Here is a 14,285-nt window from a genome sequence, read left to right as displayed (position 1 = left end):
CCCGTGGTGTAGCGGTTAACATGCCTGCCTGTCACGCAGGAGATCGCCGGTTCGATCCCGGTCGGGACCGCCACTTTTACACAGGACGAAACAGTTGTTTCGTATTTTTGTGTCTATACATATGAACATACACCTTAGGACAGGCGCCTAAGGTTTTTTTTATAGGATCAATTCTGCGTGCCGCCTGGCCGTTCAAAGGCTGCGGAACGGGATATAATAGGGATAAGATGAATGGGGCGGTGAATCAGCTGTGGCAGTATTTGAAACACACACATCCTCTCCCGAAGAAACCATACAGATTGCCGAACTGCTGGGCAAGCTTGTACAGGAGCAGGATGTTCTGCTGTTGGAAGGGGATCTCGGAGCAGGAAAGACAACTTTTACAAAGGGATTGGCCAAGGGATTGGGCGTCAAGCGCGTTGTGAATAGTCCTACCTTCAATATTATTAAGGAGTATAAGGGACGCATCCCTCTATACCATATGGATGTCTACCGCTTGGAAGAAAGCGATGAGGATCTGGGGTTTGATGAGTATTTCTATGGAAATGGCGTGACGGTTGTGGAATGGGCGCATTTAATTCAAGATTACCTGCCGGAGCAGGTGCTGAAAATCAGTCTGTTTCATGAAGGGGACGGCAATCGCAAAATGGTGCTGCAGCCTGTCGGGGAACGGTATATTGAACTATGTAAGGAGCTTTTCAATCATGAAAGTATTGGCTATTGATACCTCTAACTATACAATGAGCATTGCTGTATTGGATGGACAAATGGTGCTCGGAGAATTGACAACAAATCTGAAGAAAAATCATTCTGTGCGCCTGATGCCGGCCATTGAACAGCTTTTACAAGAGTGCGGCATGAAACCAAAGGAGCTGCAAAAGATTGTGGTGGCAGACGGTCCGGGTTCCTATACGGGCGTGCGGATCGGAGTGACGGTTGCCAAAACGCTGGCGTGGTCGCTGCAGATTCCCATCACAGGTGTATCCAGCCTGGAAGCGTTGGCGGCAAATGGCCTGTTTTTCCCTGGCTATATTTGTCCGCTTTTTGATGCCCGCCGCCAGCAGGTCTACACAGGGTTATATAAGGATGAAGCCGGAGCATTGCAGTCTGTAAAGCCGGACACGATTCTGATTATTACTGATTGGCTGCAGCAGCTGAAAGAGCTGGGACAGCCCGTCTTATTCGTTGGCAGTGATGTTCCGCTGCATCGTGAGGTCATTGAACAGGAGCTGGGGGAGCAGGCTGTATTCGCGCCAATCTCCCGCTATAACCCAAGAGCCGGTGAACTGGCGGTGCTGGGGCTGCAGAAGCCGGATGAGGACATACACAGCTTTGTGCCGAACTACATCCGCTTGGCCGAGGCAGAAGCAAACTGGCTTGCCAGCCAGGGACAGGGGCTGCAAAAATGAATGCCGCGGTCGCCTTCAGGGAGATGGAGTATCAGGATATAGAGCAGATTATGGAGATTGAGAAAGCCTCATTTGCCATTCCTTGGACAGCAGAAGCCTTTGAACGCGAGCTCTCCATGAATGAATACGCAAGATATGTTGTGATGGAGGAAGACGGGGCCATTATCGGCTATTGCGGCATGTGGCTGGTTCTGGATGAATGCCACATTACGAACATTGCCGTTTTGCCGGCATTTCGCGGAAAAGGCTTGGGAGAACTGCTGCTGACGGAAGCATTGCGGCAGGCCCGGGAGGCGGGGGCCCGTACGGCTACTTTGGAGGTGCGTGTGTCCAACACGACTGCCCAGGGGCTGTACCGGAAGCTTGGGTTTTTAAATGGCGGTATACGCAAACGCTATTATACAGATAACTATGAAGATGCTCTTGTAATGTGGGTGAACTTATAATGGAAAAAGATATCATTGTGCTTGGAATTGAAACAAGCTGTGACGAAACCGCAGCTGCGGTTATAAAAAATGGCCGGGACATTCTCTCAAATGTTGTGGCATCCCAAATTGAAAGCCATAAGCGCTTCGGCGGCGTAGTTCCGGAAATCGCGTCCCGGCATCATGTGGAGCAAATTACGCTTGTCATCGAAGAAGCACTGGCAAAAGCAGAAATTGCAATAGAAGATGTAGATGCGATTGCGGTGACAGAAGGACCCGGATTGGTTGGGGCTCTGTTAATCGGGGTAAATGCGGCTAAGGCGCTGGCTTTTGCCCATGGCATTCCGCTTGTCGGTGTGCATCATATCGCCGGCCACATTTATGCAAATCGTCTCGTGACAGAAATGAAGTTTCCATTGCTGTCCCTCGTGGTCTCAGGAGGGCACACAGAGCTTGTATATATGCAGGAGCACGGTTCCTTTGAAGTCATTGGGGAAACAAGAGACGATGCCGCCGGAGAAGCATACGATAAAGTGGCAAGAACCTTGTCCCTGCCGTATCCAGGCGGGCCCCATATCGACCGTATGGCGCATGAGGGAGAGGCCACCATTGATTTGCCGCGCGCCTGGCTGGAGCCGGATTCCTATGATTTCAGCTTCAGCGGCTTGAAATCTGCAGTCATTAATACCATTCATAATGCAAAGCAGCGGGGCGAGACGATTGAGCCGGTGAACCTGGCGGCGAGCTTCCAGAGCAGTGTAGTTGACGTGCTGGTGACCAAAACCATGCGGGCTGCGGAGGAATATGATGTGAAGCAGGTGCTGCTGGCAGGCGGAGTGGCGGCCAATAAGGGCTTGCGGGCACGCTTGGAGCAGGCATTTCAGGAGAAGCCGGATATTGAGCTTGTCATTCCGCCACTGTCTCTGTGTACAGACAATGCCGCGATGATTGCAGCTGCAGGGACAATTGCCTTTCAAAAGGGCAAGCGTTCTGATCTAGCGCTGAATGCTAATCCGGGTTTGGACTTAAGTTGTTAAGTTATCCACAAATTCCACATTTTTATGTGGATAAGCGGCTGTAAGCTGTGAGTAAAGTTTTATTTTATGTGAATATCTGTCGAGAAAAGTCATTCCATTTGTGTGGATTATGTGGAAAACTTTGTGGAGAAGTGCATAAATAGTGGTGTTTCTACAAATTCATCTGTGGATAAACCGTTTATACACAGAAAAAAAGGTGCTTTCGGAAGATCATTCGACAATCTTCTGAAAGCACCTTTTCTGATGAAAGGACTAAGCGTGCAGCTCCTCCCATTGCTCCATTTGCGATTCCAGCTGTGTCTGCAGCTGTTGCTTTTCTTCTGTAATTTTTTGTACCTGCTCGTAGTCCTGGAACACCTCGGGCTGGCAAAGCAGCTCCTCCAGAGCCGCAATTTGCTCCTCCAGCTCCATAATGGCTGTTTCAATCTCTTCAATTTTACGGGACCGCTGCCGCTCCAGCTTCTTGCGCTCTTTCTCCTCCTGATAGCTTTGCTTCTCTGCAGGAGCCTTTGCCTGGACAATCGGTGCATTTTGCTCTTCCAGCTGCGCGCGCTCCAGCATTTCCGCCTTCTTCGCAACATAGTAGTCGTAATCCCCCAAATATTCAACCGCTCCATCAGCAGAAAGCTCCATCACCTTTGTGGCGACACGGTTAATGAAATAACGGTCATGGGATACGAACAGCAATGTCCCGGGGAAGTCAATTAAGGCATTCTCCAAAATCTCCTTGCTGCTCAGGTCCAGGTGGTTGGTCGGCTCATCCAAAATCAGCAGGTTGGATTTCTGCATCATCAGCTTGGCGAGCGCAACCCGTGCCTTTTCGCCGCCGCTCAGCGAGGAAACAGGCTTCAGTACGTCGTCACCTGAGAACAGGAAGTTACCCAAGAGAGTCCGGATGTCCTTCTCCGGATGCAGCGGAAACTCATCCCACATCTCATTCAGCACCCGCTTGGCGGAGGTCAGGTTTGCCTGCTCCTGATCATAATAGCCGAGCGATACATTTGAACCAAAGGAGATCGTTCCATGAAGCAGCTCCAGCTTATCAATGATGGATTTCAGCAGCGTGGACTTGCCAATCCCGTTTGGCCCCACAAGTGCGACGCTGTCACCGCGCGTCAAGCTCATGCTGATATGCTCAATGACGGGAGCGCCATGATAGCCAATGCTGACATCCCGCACCTTCAGCACATCATTGCCGCTTTGCCGGTCAATATCAAAGTGGAAGGAAGCGGCTTTCTCATCGCCCGCCGGCCTGTCCATTAATTCCATGCGCTCCAGCTGCTTCCGCCGGCTTTGTGCCCGCTTCGTAGTGGATGCGCGGGCAATGTTGCGCTGCACAAAGTCCTGCAGCTTGGCCACCTCTTCTTGCTGCTTTTCATAGCGCTTCATTTCCTGCTCGTAGAAAGCGGCCTTTTGCTCCAGGTACTTGCTGTAGTTGCCGGTAAACCGCCGGCTTTGCGTGTTGGAAATTTCGTATACCTGCGTAACAACCTTATCCAGGAAGTAGCGGTCGTGGGACACAATCAGAATGGCGCCCGGATAGCCCTGCAAATATTGCTCCAGCCAGGTCAGCGTTTCGATATCCAGATGGTTGGTCGGCTCATCCAGGATTAATAAATCCGGCTTGATCAACAGCATTTTTCCAAGTGCCAGCCGTGTTTTCTGGCCGCCGCTCAGCGTGGAAATCAGCGTTTGATGGGTTTCCGCCGGAAAGCCCAATCCGCTTAAAATAGAGCGGGTATCAGCCTCATATTGATAGCCGCCGCGGTCTTTATAGGTCTGCTGCAGACGGTCATATTCCGCCAGCAGCTTGTTATAGCGCGATTCATTTGAGAAGACCTCTTCCCGGCCCATCTCCTGCTCCAGCCTGCGCAGCTCCCGTTCCATATTCCGCAGGTCTGTGAACACTGTCAGCATCTCATCCCAGATGGGGGAGGAGGTTTCCAGCCCCGTGTTCTGTGCCAAGTAGCCGATGGTCACATCCTTCGGCTTCATAATCTCTCCGCCATCGTGAGACATTTCGCCCGCAATAATTTTCAGAAGCGTTGATTTCCCCGCCCCATTCCGGCCTACAAGCGCAATCCGATCGCGTGTCTGCACCTCCAATTTAATATTCGATAAGACGGTATCCGCCCCGAACAGCTTTGTTAAACCGTTCACCTGCAATAAAATCACAATGTTCACCTCATATAGTTATCATGACTCGCATGAAATTTAATGTTTTTCAATATAACTCAAAATAGTGTATATTGGTGTTAAAGGACATTTCTCCTTCTATTATACAGGGAAAGCTTTATATGAATAAACTTCTATAACTGAAATGTAAACGCATACAGTTAGGTTGAGAGGAGGGAATATTTATGAATCAACCGAAAATTCCGCAGGCAACGGCCAAGAGATTGCCCTTATACTATCGTTTTATTAAAAATTTGTCGTTGTCTGGAAAACAGCGTGTATCGTCTGCCGAACTGAGTGAGGCTGTTAAAGTAGATTCAGCTACAATCCGCCGGGACTTCTCGTATTTTGGCGCTTTAGGAAAGAAGGGATATGGCTATAACGTCAATTATCTGCTGTCCTTCTTCCGCCAAACCCTCGATCAGGATGATCTGATCAGCGTCGCCTTAATCGGTGTAGGGAATCTTGGGACAGCGTTCTTAAACTATAACTTTACCAAGAACAATAACACCAAAATTGAGATTGCCTTTGATGTGGATGAGAGCAAAATTGGGACAAAAATCTCCGGAGTGCCCATCTATCATTTGGATGATATGGAGAAGGAGCTTCCGGAAAATGTGAAGCTGGCCATTCTGACTGTGCCTTCCCACGTTGCCCAGGCAGTCACAGACCGGCTGGCAACGACAGCCATTGAAGGAATCCTGAATTTCACCCCGGCCCGCATCAACGTGCCGGAGCATATCCGCATCCATCATATTGATTTGGCGGTGGAATTGCAAACACTGGTGTATTTTCTCAAGCATTATCCAAAATAAAAAAACGCGAGCAATCGCGTTTTTTTATTTTGAGGGCCGGTTGGCCGGCCTGCGGAAGAACAGCAGCCGGATGGCCAAGCCGAAGTCAAATGTGGCCATAACAATGAGGAGCAGGGGATAGAATTCCCATACACTCGTCTTAATGCTGTCAGTCGCCAAATAGGTAAACACGCAGCCGAGCAAAAAATACAGGACTGCCATGAAACGGGGTGAACCGCGCATAATTAAAAGCCTCCAATAAAGGACTGCAGCTTCTCCGCCTCCCGCATCATCCGTTGGATTTCATCGGAAAATAAGACATTGACCAGAATGACAAATGTGTTCATCAGGACATGGGCCATAATCGGCACGATAAGTCTGCGGGTTTGAACGTATAGAAAAGCAAACACAAGCCCCATAGATGTATAAATCAACAGGTGCTGAAAATCAAAATGGACGGCCGCGAAGATGAGAGAGCTGAGCACAGCGCCTACGAGAAAGTTGTAGCGCTGATAGAGGGTGCCGAACAAAATCTTTCGGAACACAATCTCTTCCATAATAGGACCAAGAATCGAGGTCACAAGGATGAACGCCGGAATGGTCCGCGCAATCTGCACCAGATCCTCGGTATTCTGTGAGCCCGGGTCAATGCCGAACAGCCGCATTTCGATGTTGGCGGCAATGCTTTGTGCCATCAGGGCAAGCACGACCCCGCCCGCTATCCAGGCAATCGTCGCAGGAACGCTGGAGCGGGCCCGGTCCAGGCGGCGGTCCCGAATATCTCCGCGCAGCAGCCAAAGCATGACCAGCAGGGCGGCAAAGAAGCTGAAAATCGCCCAATAGCCGGTTGCCACATTCAGCTTTTGCGAAGCCGGCAATGCTCTATCAATTAAGCCGAGCTTAAACAGAAGGGGCACTCCGATAATACTTGAGAGCTGCATTGTGATATACGTTATGATAACCCAAGCGTAACGGTTTTTCACATGAAAACTCCTTTTTGTGTAATTTTTCGTGCTTCTACAGGGAAAACGCGTCTTTGTGGAGAAAACAAGCTAAGTATGCAATCCCTATCATTGTAACACACAATGCGAAAGGTATGTTCTATGCAGCCCGGGGCCATACTGATAGGTGGCAAACAGGAGCCGTGCAGCCATGGGTTTTTTCCCAAAATTTATGGTTTTTTTACTTGCAAAAGCGAAAAGGATTCATTATCATAATAAGTGTGTTAGCACTCGTTGAAGTCGAGTGCTAATAATAAGAAACCTACATACAAAATTGAGGAGGTTGTTTTCATGCTGAAGCCATTAGGTGATCGCGTGGTAATTGAGCTGGTTCAAGCAGAGCAGAAGACTGCAAGCGGAATTGTTCTTCCTGACACTGCGAAGGAAAAGCCGCAAGAAGGAAAGGTTGTTGCAGTTGGCACAGGACGCGTTCTTGAGAACGGTGAGCGTGTAGCTCTAGAAGTAGCAGTAGGCGACCTGATTATTTTCTCAAAGTATGCCGGCACTGAAGTGAAGTACGAAGGTGCAGAATATCTGATCCTGCGCGAGAGCGATATTTTAGCAGTTATCGGTTAACGTTTATAGATTACAAATTTTGAGGAGGTCAAGAAACATGGCAAAGGATATTAAGTTCAGTGAAGACGCACGCCGCTCTATGCTTCGCGGTGTAGACGTTCTGGCAGATGCAGTAAAGGTAACACTTGGACCAAAGGGACGCAACGTGGTGCTTGAGAAGAAGTTCGGTTCTCCTCTTATCACAAACGACGGCGTAACCATTGCGAAGGAGATCGAGCTGGAAGATGCATTCGAGAACATGGGTGCAAAGCTTGTTGCAGAAGTGGCAAGCAAGACGAACGATGTGGCAGGGGACGGAACGACGACTGCGACAGTTCTGGCACAAGCCATGATCCGTGAAGGCCTGAAGAACGTAACAGCCGGCGCAAACCCAATGGGTATCCGCAAGGGCATCGAGCGCGCGGTTACAGTTGCTGTAGAAGAGCTGAAGGCAATCTCCAAGCCAATCGAAGGCAAAGCTTCCATCGCGCAAGTAGCGGCAATCTCCGCAGCTGACGAAGAAGTAGGCCAACTGATTGCAGAAGCAATGGAGCGCGTTGGCAACGACGGCGTTATCACTTTGGAAGAATCCAAGGGCTTCACAACTGAGCTGGACGTAGTAGAAGGTATGCAGTTCGACCGCGGATATGCATCTCCTTACATGATTACAGATTCCGAGAAGATGGAAGCTGTTCTTGACAACCCATACATCCTGATCACAGACAAGAAGATTTCCAGCATTCAAGAAATCCTTCCTGTCCTGGAGCAGGTTGTCCAGCAAGGCCGTCCGCTTCTGCTGATCTCTGAAGATGTAGAAGGCGAAGCGCTGGCTACATTGGTAGTGAACAAGCTGCGCGGCACATTCACTGCAGTGGCTGTTAAGGCTCCTGGCTTCGGCGACCGCCGTAAGGCTATGCTGGAAGACATCGCAGCGCTGACAGGCGGCGAAGTCATCACAGAAGAGCTGGGCCGTGAACTGAAGTCCGCAACAATCGCATCCCTTGGCCGTGCTGCGAAGGTTGTCGTGACAAAAGAAAACACAACAATCGTAGAAGGCAACGGAAGTGCAGATGCCATTGATGGACGCATCAACCAAATCCGTTCCCAGCTGGAAGAAACAACTTCCGAGTTCGACCGTGAGAAGCTGCAGGAGCGTCTGGCGAAGCTGGCAGGCGGCGTAGCAGTCATCAAGGTTGGCGCTGCAACAGAAACAGAACTGAAAGAGCGCAAGCTGCGCATTGAAGATGCTCTGAACTCTACTCGCGCTGCAGTAGAAGAAGGCATCGTCGCGGGCGGCGGTACTGCGCTGATGAACGTATATACAAAGGTAGCTGCGATTGAAGCATCCGGCGACGAAGCAACAGGTGTGAGCATCGTTCTTCGCGCACTGGAAGAGCCAGTTCGCACAATCGCTACAAACGCTGGCCTCGAAGGCTCCGTAGTCGTAGAGCGCCTGAAGCACGAAGCAGTCGGCACTGGCTTCAACGCGGCAACTGGCGTATGGGTGAACATGATCGAAGCAGGTATCGTGGACCCTACTAAGGTAACACGCTCTGCCCTGCAAAACGCAGCATCCGTAGCGGCTATGTTCCTGACTACAGAAGCTGTCGTAGCTGACAAGCCAGAACCAGCCGGTGCTGCAGGCATGCCTGACATGGGCGGCATGGGCGGTATGGGCGGCATGATGTAATCAGTGCCCAAACCCCTTGATACATGAGGGTTTTATGTAAGAGGGGAGTGCAATGCTAACATTTTGCTAACATTTCTCTCCTAAAATTAGAGGTTTCTCATGAGTTGTGCAAACTTGTGGGAGGCCTCTTTTTTCATTTCTTTCGTTACGTGCAGATAGACGTTCTTGGTTGTCTCGTCGTCGCAGTGGCCTAAGCGATCCATGATCTCTTCCAAGCCAACCTTTGCTTCTGCTAATAACGATGTATGTGTGTGGCGCAGAGAGTGAGGCGTAAGCTCTGGACTCAAGCCAGCTAGTTTCAGCAGCCGTGCCATTCTGTTTTCTACGGTCTTAATGAAGATCGGGTAGCCAGGCTGTTTCTCTTTCTTGGCAAAAATGAATCCTTCATCGAGATATGCTTCACCGTAGTGCTCCTGTACTTTCTTCTGCTCTAGCATGTGCTTCTTGAGAGCCGCAATGACTTTTTCATCTACTACAATGGCCCGCTTGGATTTTCTCGTCTTAGGCGTTACCAATTGATATTCCAACGTGTTGTTCGTCGGGTTGTAGTACGTTTTTGTAATACTAATGGTGTGTTCCTCGAAGTCGATATCTCTCCACTTCAGGGCTACCAGTTCACCAGCGCGCATTCCTGTGTAGGAAAGGGTGAGAAAGATGAGATAATCTAAATCTAAACCTTTTTGAGCAGCTGTTTGCAAGAGTAAAGCCAGCTCTTCCTTCTCCATATATTTTGGAAGTTCTTGCTCCTCTAATTCCTCAATCGTTTTCCTGTCTTTCTTCAGGTAAGCAAACTCCGTTGGATCGTTCTTAATGAGCCGCATTTCAATGGCTTTCTTGAAGATCATTCTGCCCGTGCGGTGGATACCGTCTAACGTGTTATCAGCGTAACCTTTCTCTTTTAAGTCATTCAAAGCATCCTGATAACGCTTGGCTGTAACATCCTTTAGCTTTAGGAGAGCAAAATACGGCATCAGCTTGTTGATTTCATGCTGCCTAATCCGAGTTGTGCCAGGTTTTACGTTGTTTTTCTCGCTGTACATCAAAAGCCACTCGCTTGCGAAGTCTTGGAAGATGACATTTGTTTCTTGTACATATGTGCCTTGGTTGAGCTCATGTATGAGTTCAGTAGCTGCAGCTTCGGCTTCTTGCTTTGTACGAAATCCTCCTTTCGTTTTTTGTTTTCTTCGACCAGTGATAGGATCTATACCGATGTCGATCACGAAGGTCCAAGTAGATCCACAGGTGCAGCGCTTCTTCTTGCAGATGCAGCCTCTTCGGTGAAAATGTCCTTTCATGTTCCTCAAACCTCTTTTCTTGTTGGAATGTCTTCGCAATGGTTATCTATTATTGCCACTGCTTACAGTGTGAATACGTTTAATCTATTTACTACCATTACACTGCGCGGCTGGAGCTTTTCTTTTGTTTCTGCTCGGCAATCCACATCTCCAAGTCTGCTTTCTCTACGCGCTTTGAAGCACCAATTTCAAAGTTAGGGATGCCGCCATGCTGTACATCCAGCTTGAATAGTTCGTAAACCGTCTTTCTTGAAATGCCAAGGAACTCGGCAATGTGTGCCGCTGTTAGTGCATCGGGCAGAGACTCCCAAGTTGTAAATTGTTTTGTTGTACTCAAAGTAAACCCCTCCAAATGGTTGTTTGTATATATTTCTGTTCTTTGTCCATACTAGTAATGTTTTTCTGTACTTTGTCCGTATTGGTATACCATTCTGGATAAACTACCGAACAGCTTCTTTGAAAATCCCTTGATAGCAAGGGATTCATTTCAATCTCAACCCCATTGGTAGTGGGGCTGTAGATTCAGTTCGGCAGTTCATCCGAAGACTTGTACAAAGTGTTCTGGAATTTATCCATTGGGAGAAGCCACAAGGTGCTGGAGTGGATTCTCCTGAAAAATAATTTGGGCTGGCCGTTGCGGCGCTACCTGAATTTCATCTACAAAGTACAAAACAATTAAGCGTGTCTCTGCATTGTCCAACTGGCTCTCAAGCAGGTGGTCGAAGCGAGTGAAAAACATATCTGACTGAATGGCCTCGTGCAGGTCTGCCAGAACATCCTGACTGTGTTCGTAAGAGCTCTTTAAGTGAAGGACTCGCTTTTGCTCATCCATCACAAGGAACGCAAACTCACGGTCATTTTGTTCTCTTGCAATACAACCTTTACGATCTAGTTTGTCAAGGTCACTCTCACAATTGGAAATAGCTTCTTCCAAGGCTTGTTCAACAGTCGCAAGATACTGCACCGTTCTTTCTTTTACTTGTTCACTTACGGTCATATCTTGTACATGCCGCAGTACTCTTGGAAGGAGGGACGAGTGAACCTCGTTCATCTCCAGCTTGTAGCCGCAGCCCTTGCAGACATAATCTTGATACACATATTTCTTTCCGTTCCGTTTTGTAGAGCCGTTCTGTGTCTCCAAGGCACTATGGCACTGCTGGCAAACCAGCTTATTTAAAAACAGGAATGGTGTCTCTAAGCGGCCATATTCTTTCTGCAGCTTCAGGTTTGTGTCAATCAGATGCAACAGAAAACGGTCCACCAATGCTTCATGCGAATGGTCAAAGGTGTAGGTGTCCTTCTTTTTGCCTTTTCGGACCTCCCACACAATTTGTCCCGTATAAGCTGGGTTCTTTAAGATATTTTCAATAGTACTGGTTCTCCAAGTGCCGCCGTTAGGGGAGGGAATAGCTGCCTCATTCAATGTGGAGGCAATCTTGTTTATAGAAATTCCCCAGCTGTGAAGAAAGAAGATGAATGTCACAACGTCAGCTGCGCAGTTAGGCACAAGCTGTTTATTCTTCTGGTCGTAGCCATAGGGAATAGCAGAGCCAGGGCGTTTCACTGTTTCATTTTCCAAATCACTCATCAGACATCCTAATGCGCGCTCTGATTTAATCTCAGATTCCTGACGAAACAATAGCAGTGCTAGCTGCACCTTTGGATCGCTAGGGTCCCAAGGGTGGTCTGCATCTGTCGTATAGACCGCCAAATCAGGCATGTGTTTTGAAAGCGGCAAGTAGAAATCCTGAACAAAGGTGTAAGCTGTACGGTCCATCCGGGAGATTTCACTGAAAATGACGTGTGGAATATTGCTCTCCAACATCCTGTGCTTGAGCCGCATCAACTCTTTACGTTGGCTGGCCCGTTTAGAAAAAGCACTTGTGGCATCTTCAATGAAGATAAACTCATCAGGCACAATAAGCCCTTTCCGTTCCGCAAATTCCTTGATGCGTGCCTTTTGCAGCTCTACGCTATTATTCTCTAGCTGTTTATAGGATGAGCGTCTAATGTAGCCAAATGCTGTATTCAAATTGCCTCTCCTCCTATATAAGTTAGTTCCTCGTTAATATCCTGCAGATAGTCAAATTTCGCTACCTCAAAATCAACAATATCCCTATAAACAAAGATATGCTCTATAAACATGAGAGCCAGTAAGCTGGCATTCTCCTCGAGATGCCCTGACAAGTACGTGTCGAGCTGCGTGACAATTTGCTTGTTCTCTTGTAGCGACTGCTCCCGTGCATCTAAATCCTGCAGCAATTTGTTCTTTTCTTCCCGCAGCCGAGCTATCTTCTTATACTTTGGGTGGTCGCTCCAATTGCTGTCATAGTCGTCCTGATACAGCAGCTCTCGTCGAATCTCTGTCATCTCCTTTTCAAGGGATTGCAGTTCCTTCTCGACAGTCTGGCGGATTTGCTTGAGTTGCTGCTGCGACTGCTGAAGCATCCGTTTGCCATCCAGCTTGTTAATGATTTCAGTCAAAGCTGTTTTAATCGCGCCCTGAATGTCTGCAGCTGAGATACATAATTTTGCATGCTTTCGAGAACAAGAATAGTAAGCAGTGCTGTTCAGCTTATTGATACGGTAACGTAAGGGCTGTCGGCAGTAACCACAAAGCGGCTCTATTACATCTTGCTTTTTGAGCTGTTGAATCTGGTTAACATACTCATTGCGTAAAGGCTCCAATGTGGTCTGCAGATTCTTAAATTGCTCCAGAGTGAGATACGGTTCTACATAAGGTAGAGAAACCTCTCCTTGGTGCAGATCGTAGCCGGCATAGAAAGGGTCATGGGACACCTTAAGCAGAAGCTCATCTGTGCGGCTCAGCTTTTTTCGGAACTCCTTTAGCGTACGAGACAAATCTTCTACTGTGCGGACATTTTCTAGCGCAGAGAAGTATGCCTGTACCGTTGCCATTTTGTCTGGATGTTTCACATATTGCTTTGATTCTGAGACCTTTGTGTACCCAAGCTTTTTAGGCGGACAACGTCGCTGTACCTCATTTGTCCGGCGGGCAATATTTTGGCCTTCAATGTTGCTGAACATGAGCAGCACGCCTTCTAGGAATGTACTGTCTGTAGCTTGCACATGCCCCTGGCCGCTTGAGGTATATACAAGGCTGACGTCATGGTGTCTGCAGACATCCTGAAATTCCATGCCATCGTAGTAGTTTCGGAATAGGCGCGTCCGGTCAAAGGCATAAACTGTGCTAACCTTGCCTTGTTGAATCAGCGAGATTAGCTCTAGCATTTGAGGCCGTTCCTCTGTGCTTTTCTTGTTTGCTGACACAGCAAACTCATCAATCACGTATACTTCCTCTGGCAGCAGCCTCTCTCGAAAAGGGGCATCTGCCGTAATCTGCATCTCTAAATCCTGTCCGGCAGTACTTACGCGCCGGAAGAATACATGCAGCTTCTTCTGTTCCATTTCATTCACTCCGTTCTTGTCTTGGTAGCGTATCGTACAGCAGCTTTGCCTTTAAGCGCGGCGGTAGCTGTAGCTGCTCCACAACCATGCGGCTGACCAAATGCTGAAGCCATAGGTTTGTCGCTGTATTGGTCTGCGGAGCAGTCTGTAATCTCACACGTTTCTTCATCCTTCTCACCTCCGTCCTATCAGCTTTGACGGGCGGAGGTGTATTTTATACGTTTAGCTCTGCTCCGACTCCTCTTCTGGGAAGTGAAAGTGCAGCTGCGCTGAGTCTTCTTGTGGGGTGTGCTTAATGAACACTCGGATAATTCCCTTCTTAGAACCAGGGAAGTCAGTCTTGATATTGCTTTGGTTCATGTTGCTGTTTTCTTTTTTGTTGGTAGTGGGTGAAGCTTTGGATGGTCTACACTTAGTTAGACAACTCGTATCAGGGCTAGTACACTATACTTACTAACCTGAGGAGCGTGTCGTC

Annotated in this window: 15 protein-coding genes; 7 read left to right on the top strand and 8 right to left on the bottom strand. The window is 48.4% G+C overall.

The genetic code is table 11. The features are described from left to right. Positions 1 to 250: 250 nt before the first annotated feature. From tsaE to tsaD, 4 genes are read left to right on the top strand one after another with little or no spacing between them, the layout of a single operon-like run. Complete coding sequence (tsaE, locus tag NK662_RS22960; RefSeq protein WP_254761307.1) at positions 251 to 724, top strand: tRNA (adenosine(37)-N6)-threonylcarbamoyltransferase complex ATPase subunit type 1 TsaE; 474 nt, start codon at positions 251 to 253, stop codon at positions 722 to 724. After that, the gene (tsaB, locus tag NK662_RS22955; RefSeq protein WP_254761306.1) at positions 705 to 1,409 is read left to right on the top strand and encodes a tRNA (adenosine(37)-N6)-threonylcarbamoyltransferase complex dimerization subunit type 1 TsaB; all 705 of its coding nucleotides are present in this window, start codon (positions 705 to 707) and stop codon (positions 1,407 to 1,409) included. Before tsaE ends, tsaB begins: the two co-directional genes overlap by 20 nt. After that, a complete protein-coding gene (rimI, locus tag NK662_RS22950; protein ID WP_254761305.1) occupies positions 1,406 to 1,855 on the top strand; it encodes a ribosomal protein S18-alanine N-acetyltransferase in 450 nt (149 codons plus the stop codon). The genes tsaB and rimI overlap by 4 nt, the downstream gene beginning before the upstream one ends. Further along, positions 1,855 to 2,871 (top strand): tRNA (adenosine(37)-N6)-threonylcarbamoyltransferase complex transferase subunit TsaD, encoded by a 1,017-nt coding sequence (gene tsaD, locus NK662_RS22945; RefSeq protein WP_254761304.1) that lies wholly within the window; start codon positions 1,855 to 1,857, stop codon positions 2,869 to 2,871. The genes rimI and tsaD overlap by 1 nt, the downstream gene beginning before the upstream one ends. 252 nt (positions 2,872 to 3,123) lie before the next feature. Here the strand turns inward: tsaD and abc-f are convergent, their stop codons facing one another. Then, entirely contained in the window at positions 3,124 to 5,046 is a 1,923-nt protein-coding gene (abc-f, locus tag NK662_RS22940; protein ID WP_368736086.1) for a ribosomal protection-like ABC-F family protein, read from the bottom strand. A gap of 185 nt (positions 5,047 to 5,231) precedes the next feature. Between abc-f and NK662_RS22935 the strand changes: the two genes are divergently transcribed. Beyond that, on the top strand, positions 5,232 to 5,861 hold the full coding sequence (locus tag NK662_RS22935; RefSeq protein WP_254761303.1) for a redox-sensing transcriptional repressor Rex: 630 nt from the start codon (positions 5,232 to 5,234) through the stop codon (positions 5,859 to 5,861). 24 nt (positions 5,862 to 5,885) lie between these two features. Here NK662_RS22935 and NK662_RS22930 read toward each other — a convergent pair whose 3' ends face one another. Next, positions 5,886 to 6,083 carry a YdiK family protein gene (locus NK662_RS22930; RefSeq protein WP_254761302.1) on the bottom strand — a complete coding sequence of 66 codons (198 nt, stop codon included), beginning with the start codon at positions 6,081 to 6,083 and terminating at the stop codon, positions 5,886 to 5,888. A gap of 2 nt (positions 6,084 to 6,085) precedes the next feature. Then, a complete protein-coding gene (locus tag NK662_RS22925; RefSeq protein WP_254761301.1) occupies positions 6,086 to 6,823 on the bottom strand; it encodes a CPBP family intramembrane glutamic endopeptidase in 738 nt (245 codons plus the stop codon). Positions 6,824 to 7,132: 309 nt separating this feature from the next. Here NK662_RS22925 and groES point away from each other — a divergent pair, with 309 nt between their 5' ends. After that, positions 7,133 to 7,417 carry a co-chaperone GroES gene (groES, locus tag NK662_RS22920; protein WP_254761300.1) on the top strand — a complete coding sequence of 95 codons (285 nt, stop codon included), beginning with the start codon at positions 7,133 to 7,135 and terminating at the stop codon, positions 7,415 to 7,417. 37 nt (positions 7,418 to 7,454) lie between these two features. After that, a complete protein-coding gene (gene groL, locus NK662_RS22915; RefSeq protein ID WP_254761299.1) occupies positions 7,455 to 9,086 on the top strand; it encodes a chaperonin GroEL in 1,632 nt (543 codons plus the stop codon). 86 nt (positions 9,087 to 9,172) lie between these two features. Here groL and NK662_RS22910 read toward each other — a convergent pair whose 3' ends face one another. From NK662_RS22910 to NK662_RS22890, 5 genes are all read right to left on the bottom strand, one after another. Beyond that, the gene (locus tag NK662_RS22910) at positions 9,173 to 10,381 is read right to left on the bottom strand and encodes a site-specific integrase (RefSeq protein WP_254761298.1); all 1,209 of its coding nucleotides are present in this window, start codon (positions 10,379 to 10,381) and stop codon (positions 9,173 to 9,175) included. Between the two features lie 97 nt (positions 10,382 to 10,478). Beyond that, positions 10,479 to 10,718, bottom strand: coding sequence for a helix-turn-helix domain-containing protein (locus NK662_RS22905; RefSeq protein ID WP_254761297.1), 240 nt, complete (start codon positions 10,716 to 10,718; stop codon positions 10,479 to 10,481). A gap of 231 nt (positions 10,719 to 10,949) precedes the next feature. Beyond that, entirely contained in the window at positions 10,950 to 12,413 is a 1,464-nt protein-coding gene (locus tag NK662_RS22900; protein ID WP_254761296.1) for a recombinase family protein, read from the bottom strand. Beyond that, positions 12,410 to 13,810 carry a recombinase family protein gene (locus tag NK662_RS22895; RefSeq protein WP_279665702.1) on the bottom strand — a complete coding sequence of 467 codons (1,401 nt, stop codon included), beginning with the start codon at positions 13,808 to 13,810 and terminating at the stop codon, positions 12,410 to 12,412. The genes NK662_RS22900 and NK662_RS22895 overlap by 4 nt, the downstream gene beginning before the upstream one ends. A 1-nt stretch (position 13,811) precedes the next feature. Continuing rightward, positions 13,812 to 13,979, bottom strand: a complete 168-nt coding sequence (locus NK662_RS22890; protein ID WP_254761295.1) for a hypothetical protein — start codon at positions 13,977 to 13,979, stop codon at positions 13,812 to 13,814. Between the last annotated feature and the right edge of the window lie 306 nt (positions 13,980 to 14,285).

Origin of the sequence: Ectobacillus ponti, assembly GCF_024294785.1 — a bacterium.
Classification (GTDB): Bacteria; Bacillota; Bacilli; order Bacillales; family Bacillaceae_G; genus Ectobacillus; species Ectobacillus ponti.
The sequence above is the reverse complement of the archived record's forward strand: the minus strand, read 5'-3'. Positions and strand labels throughout refer to the sequence as shown.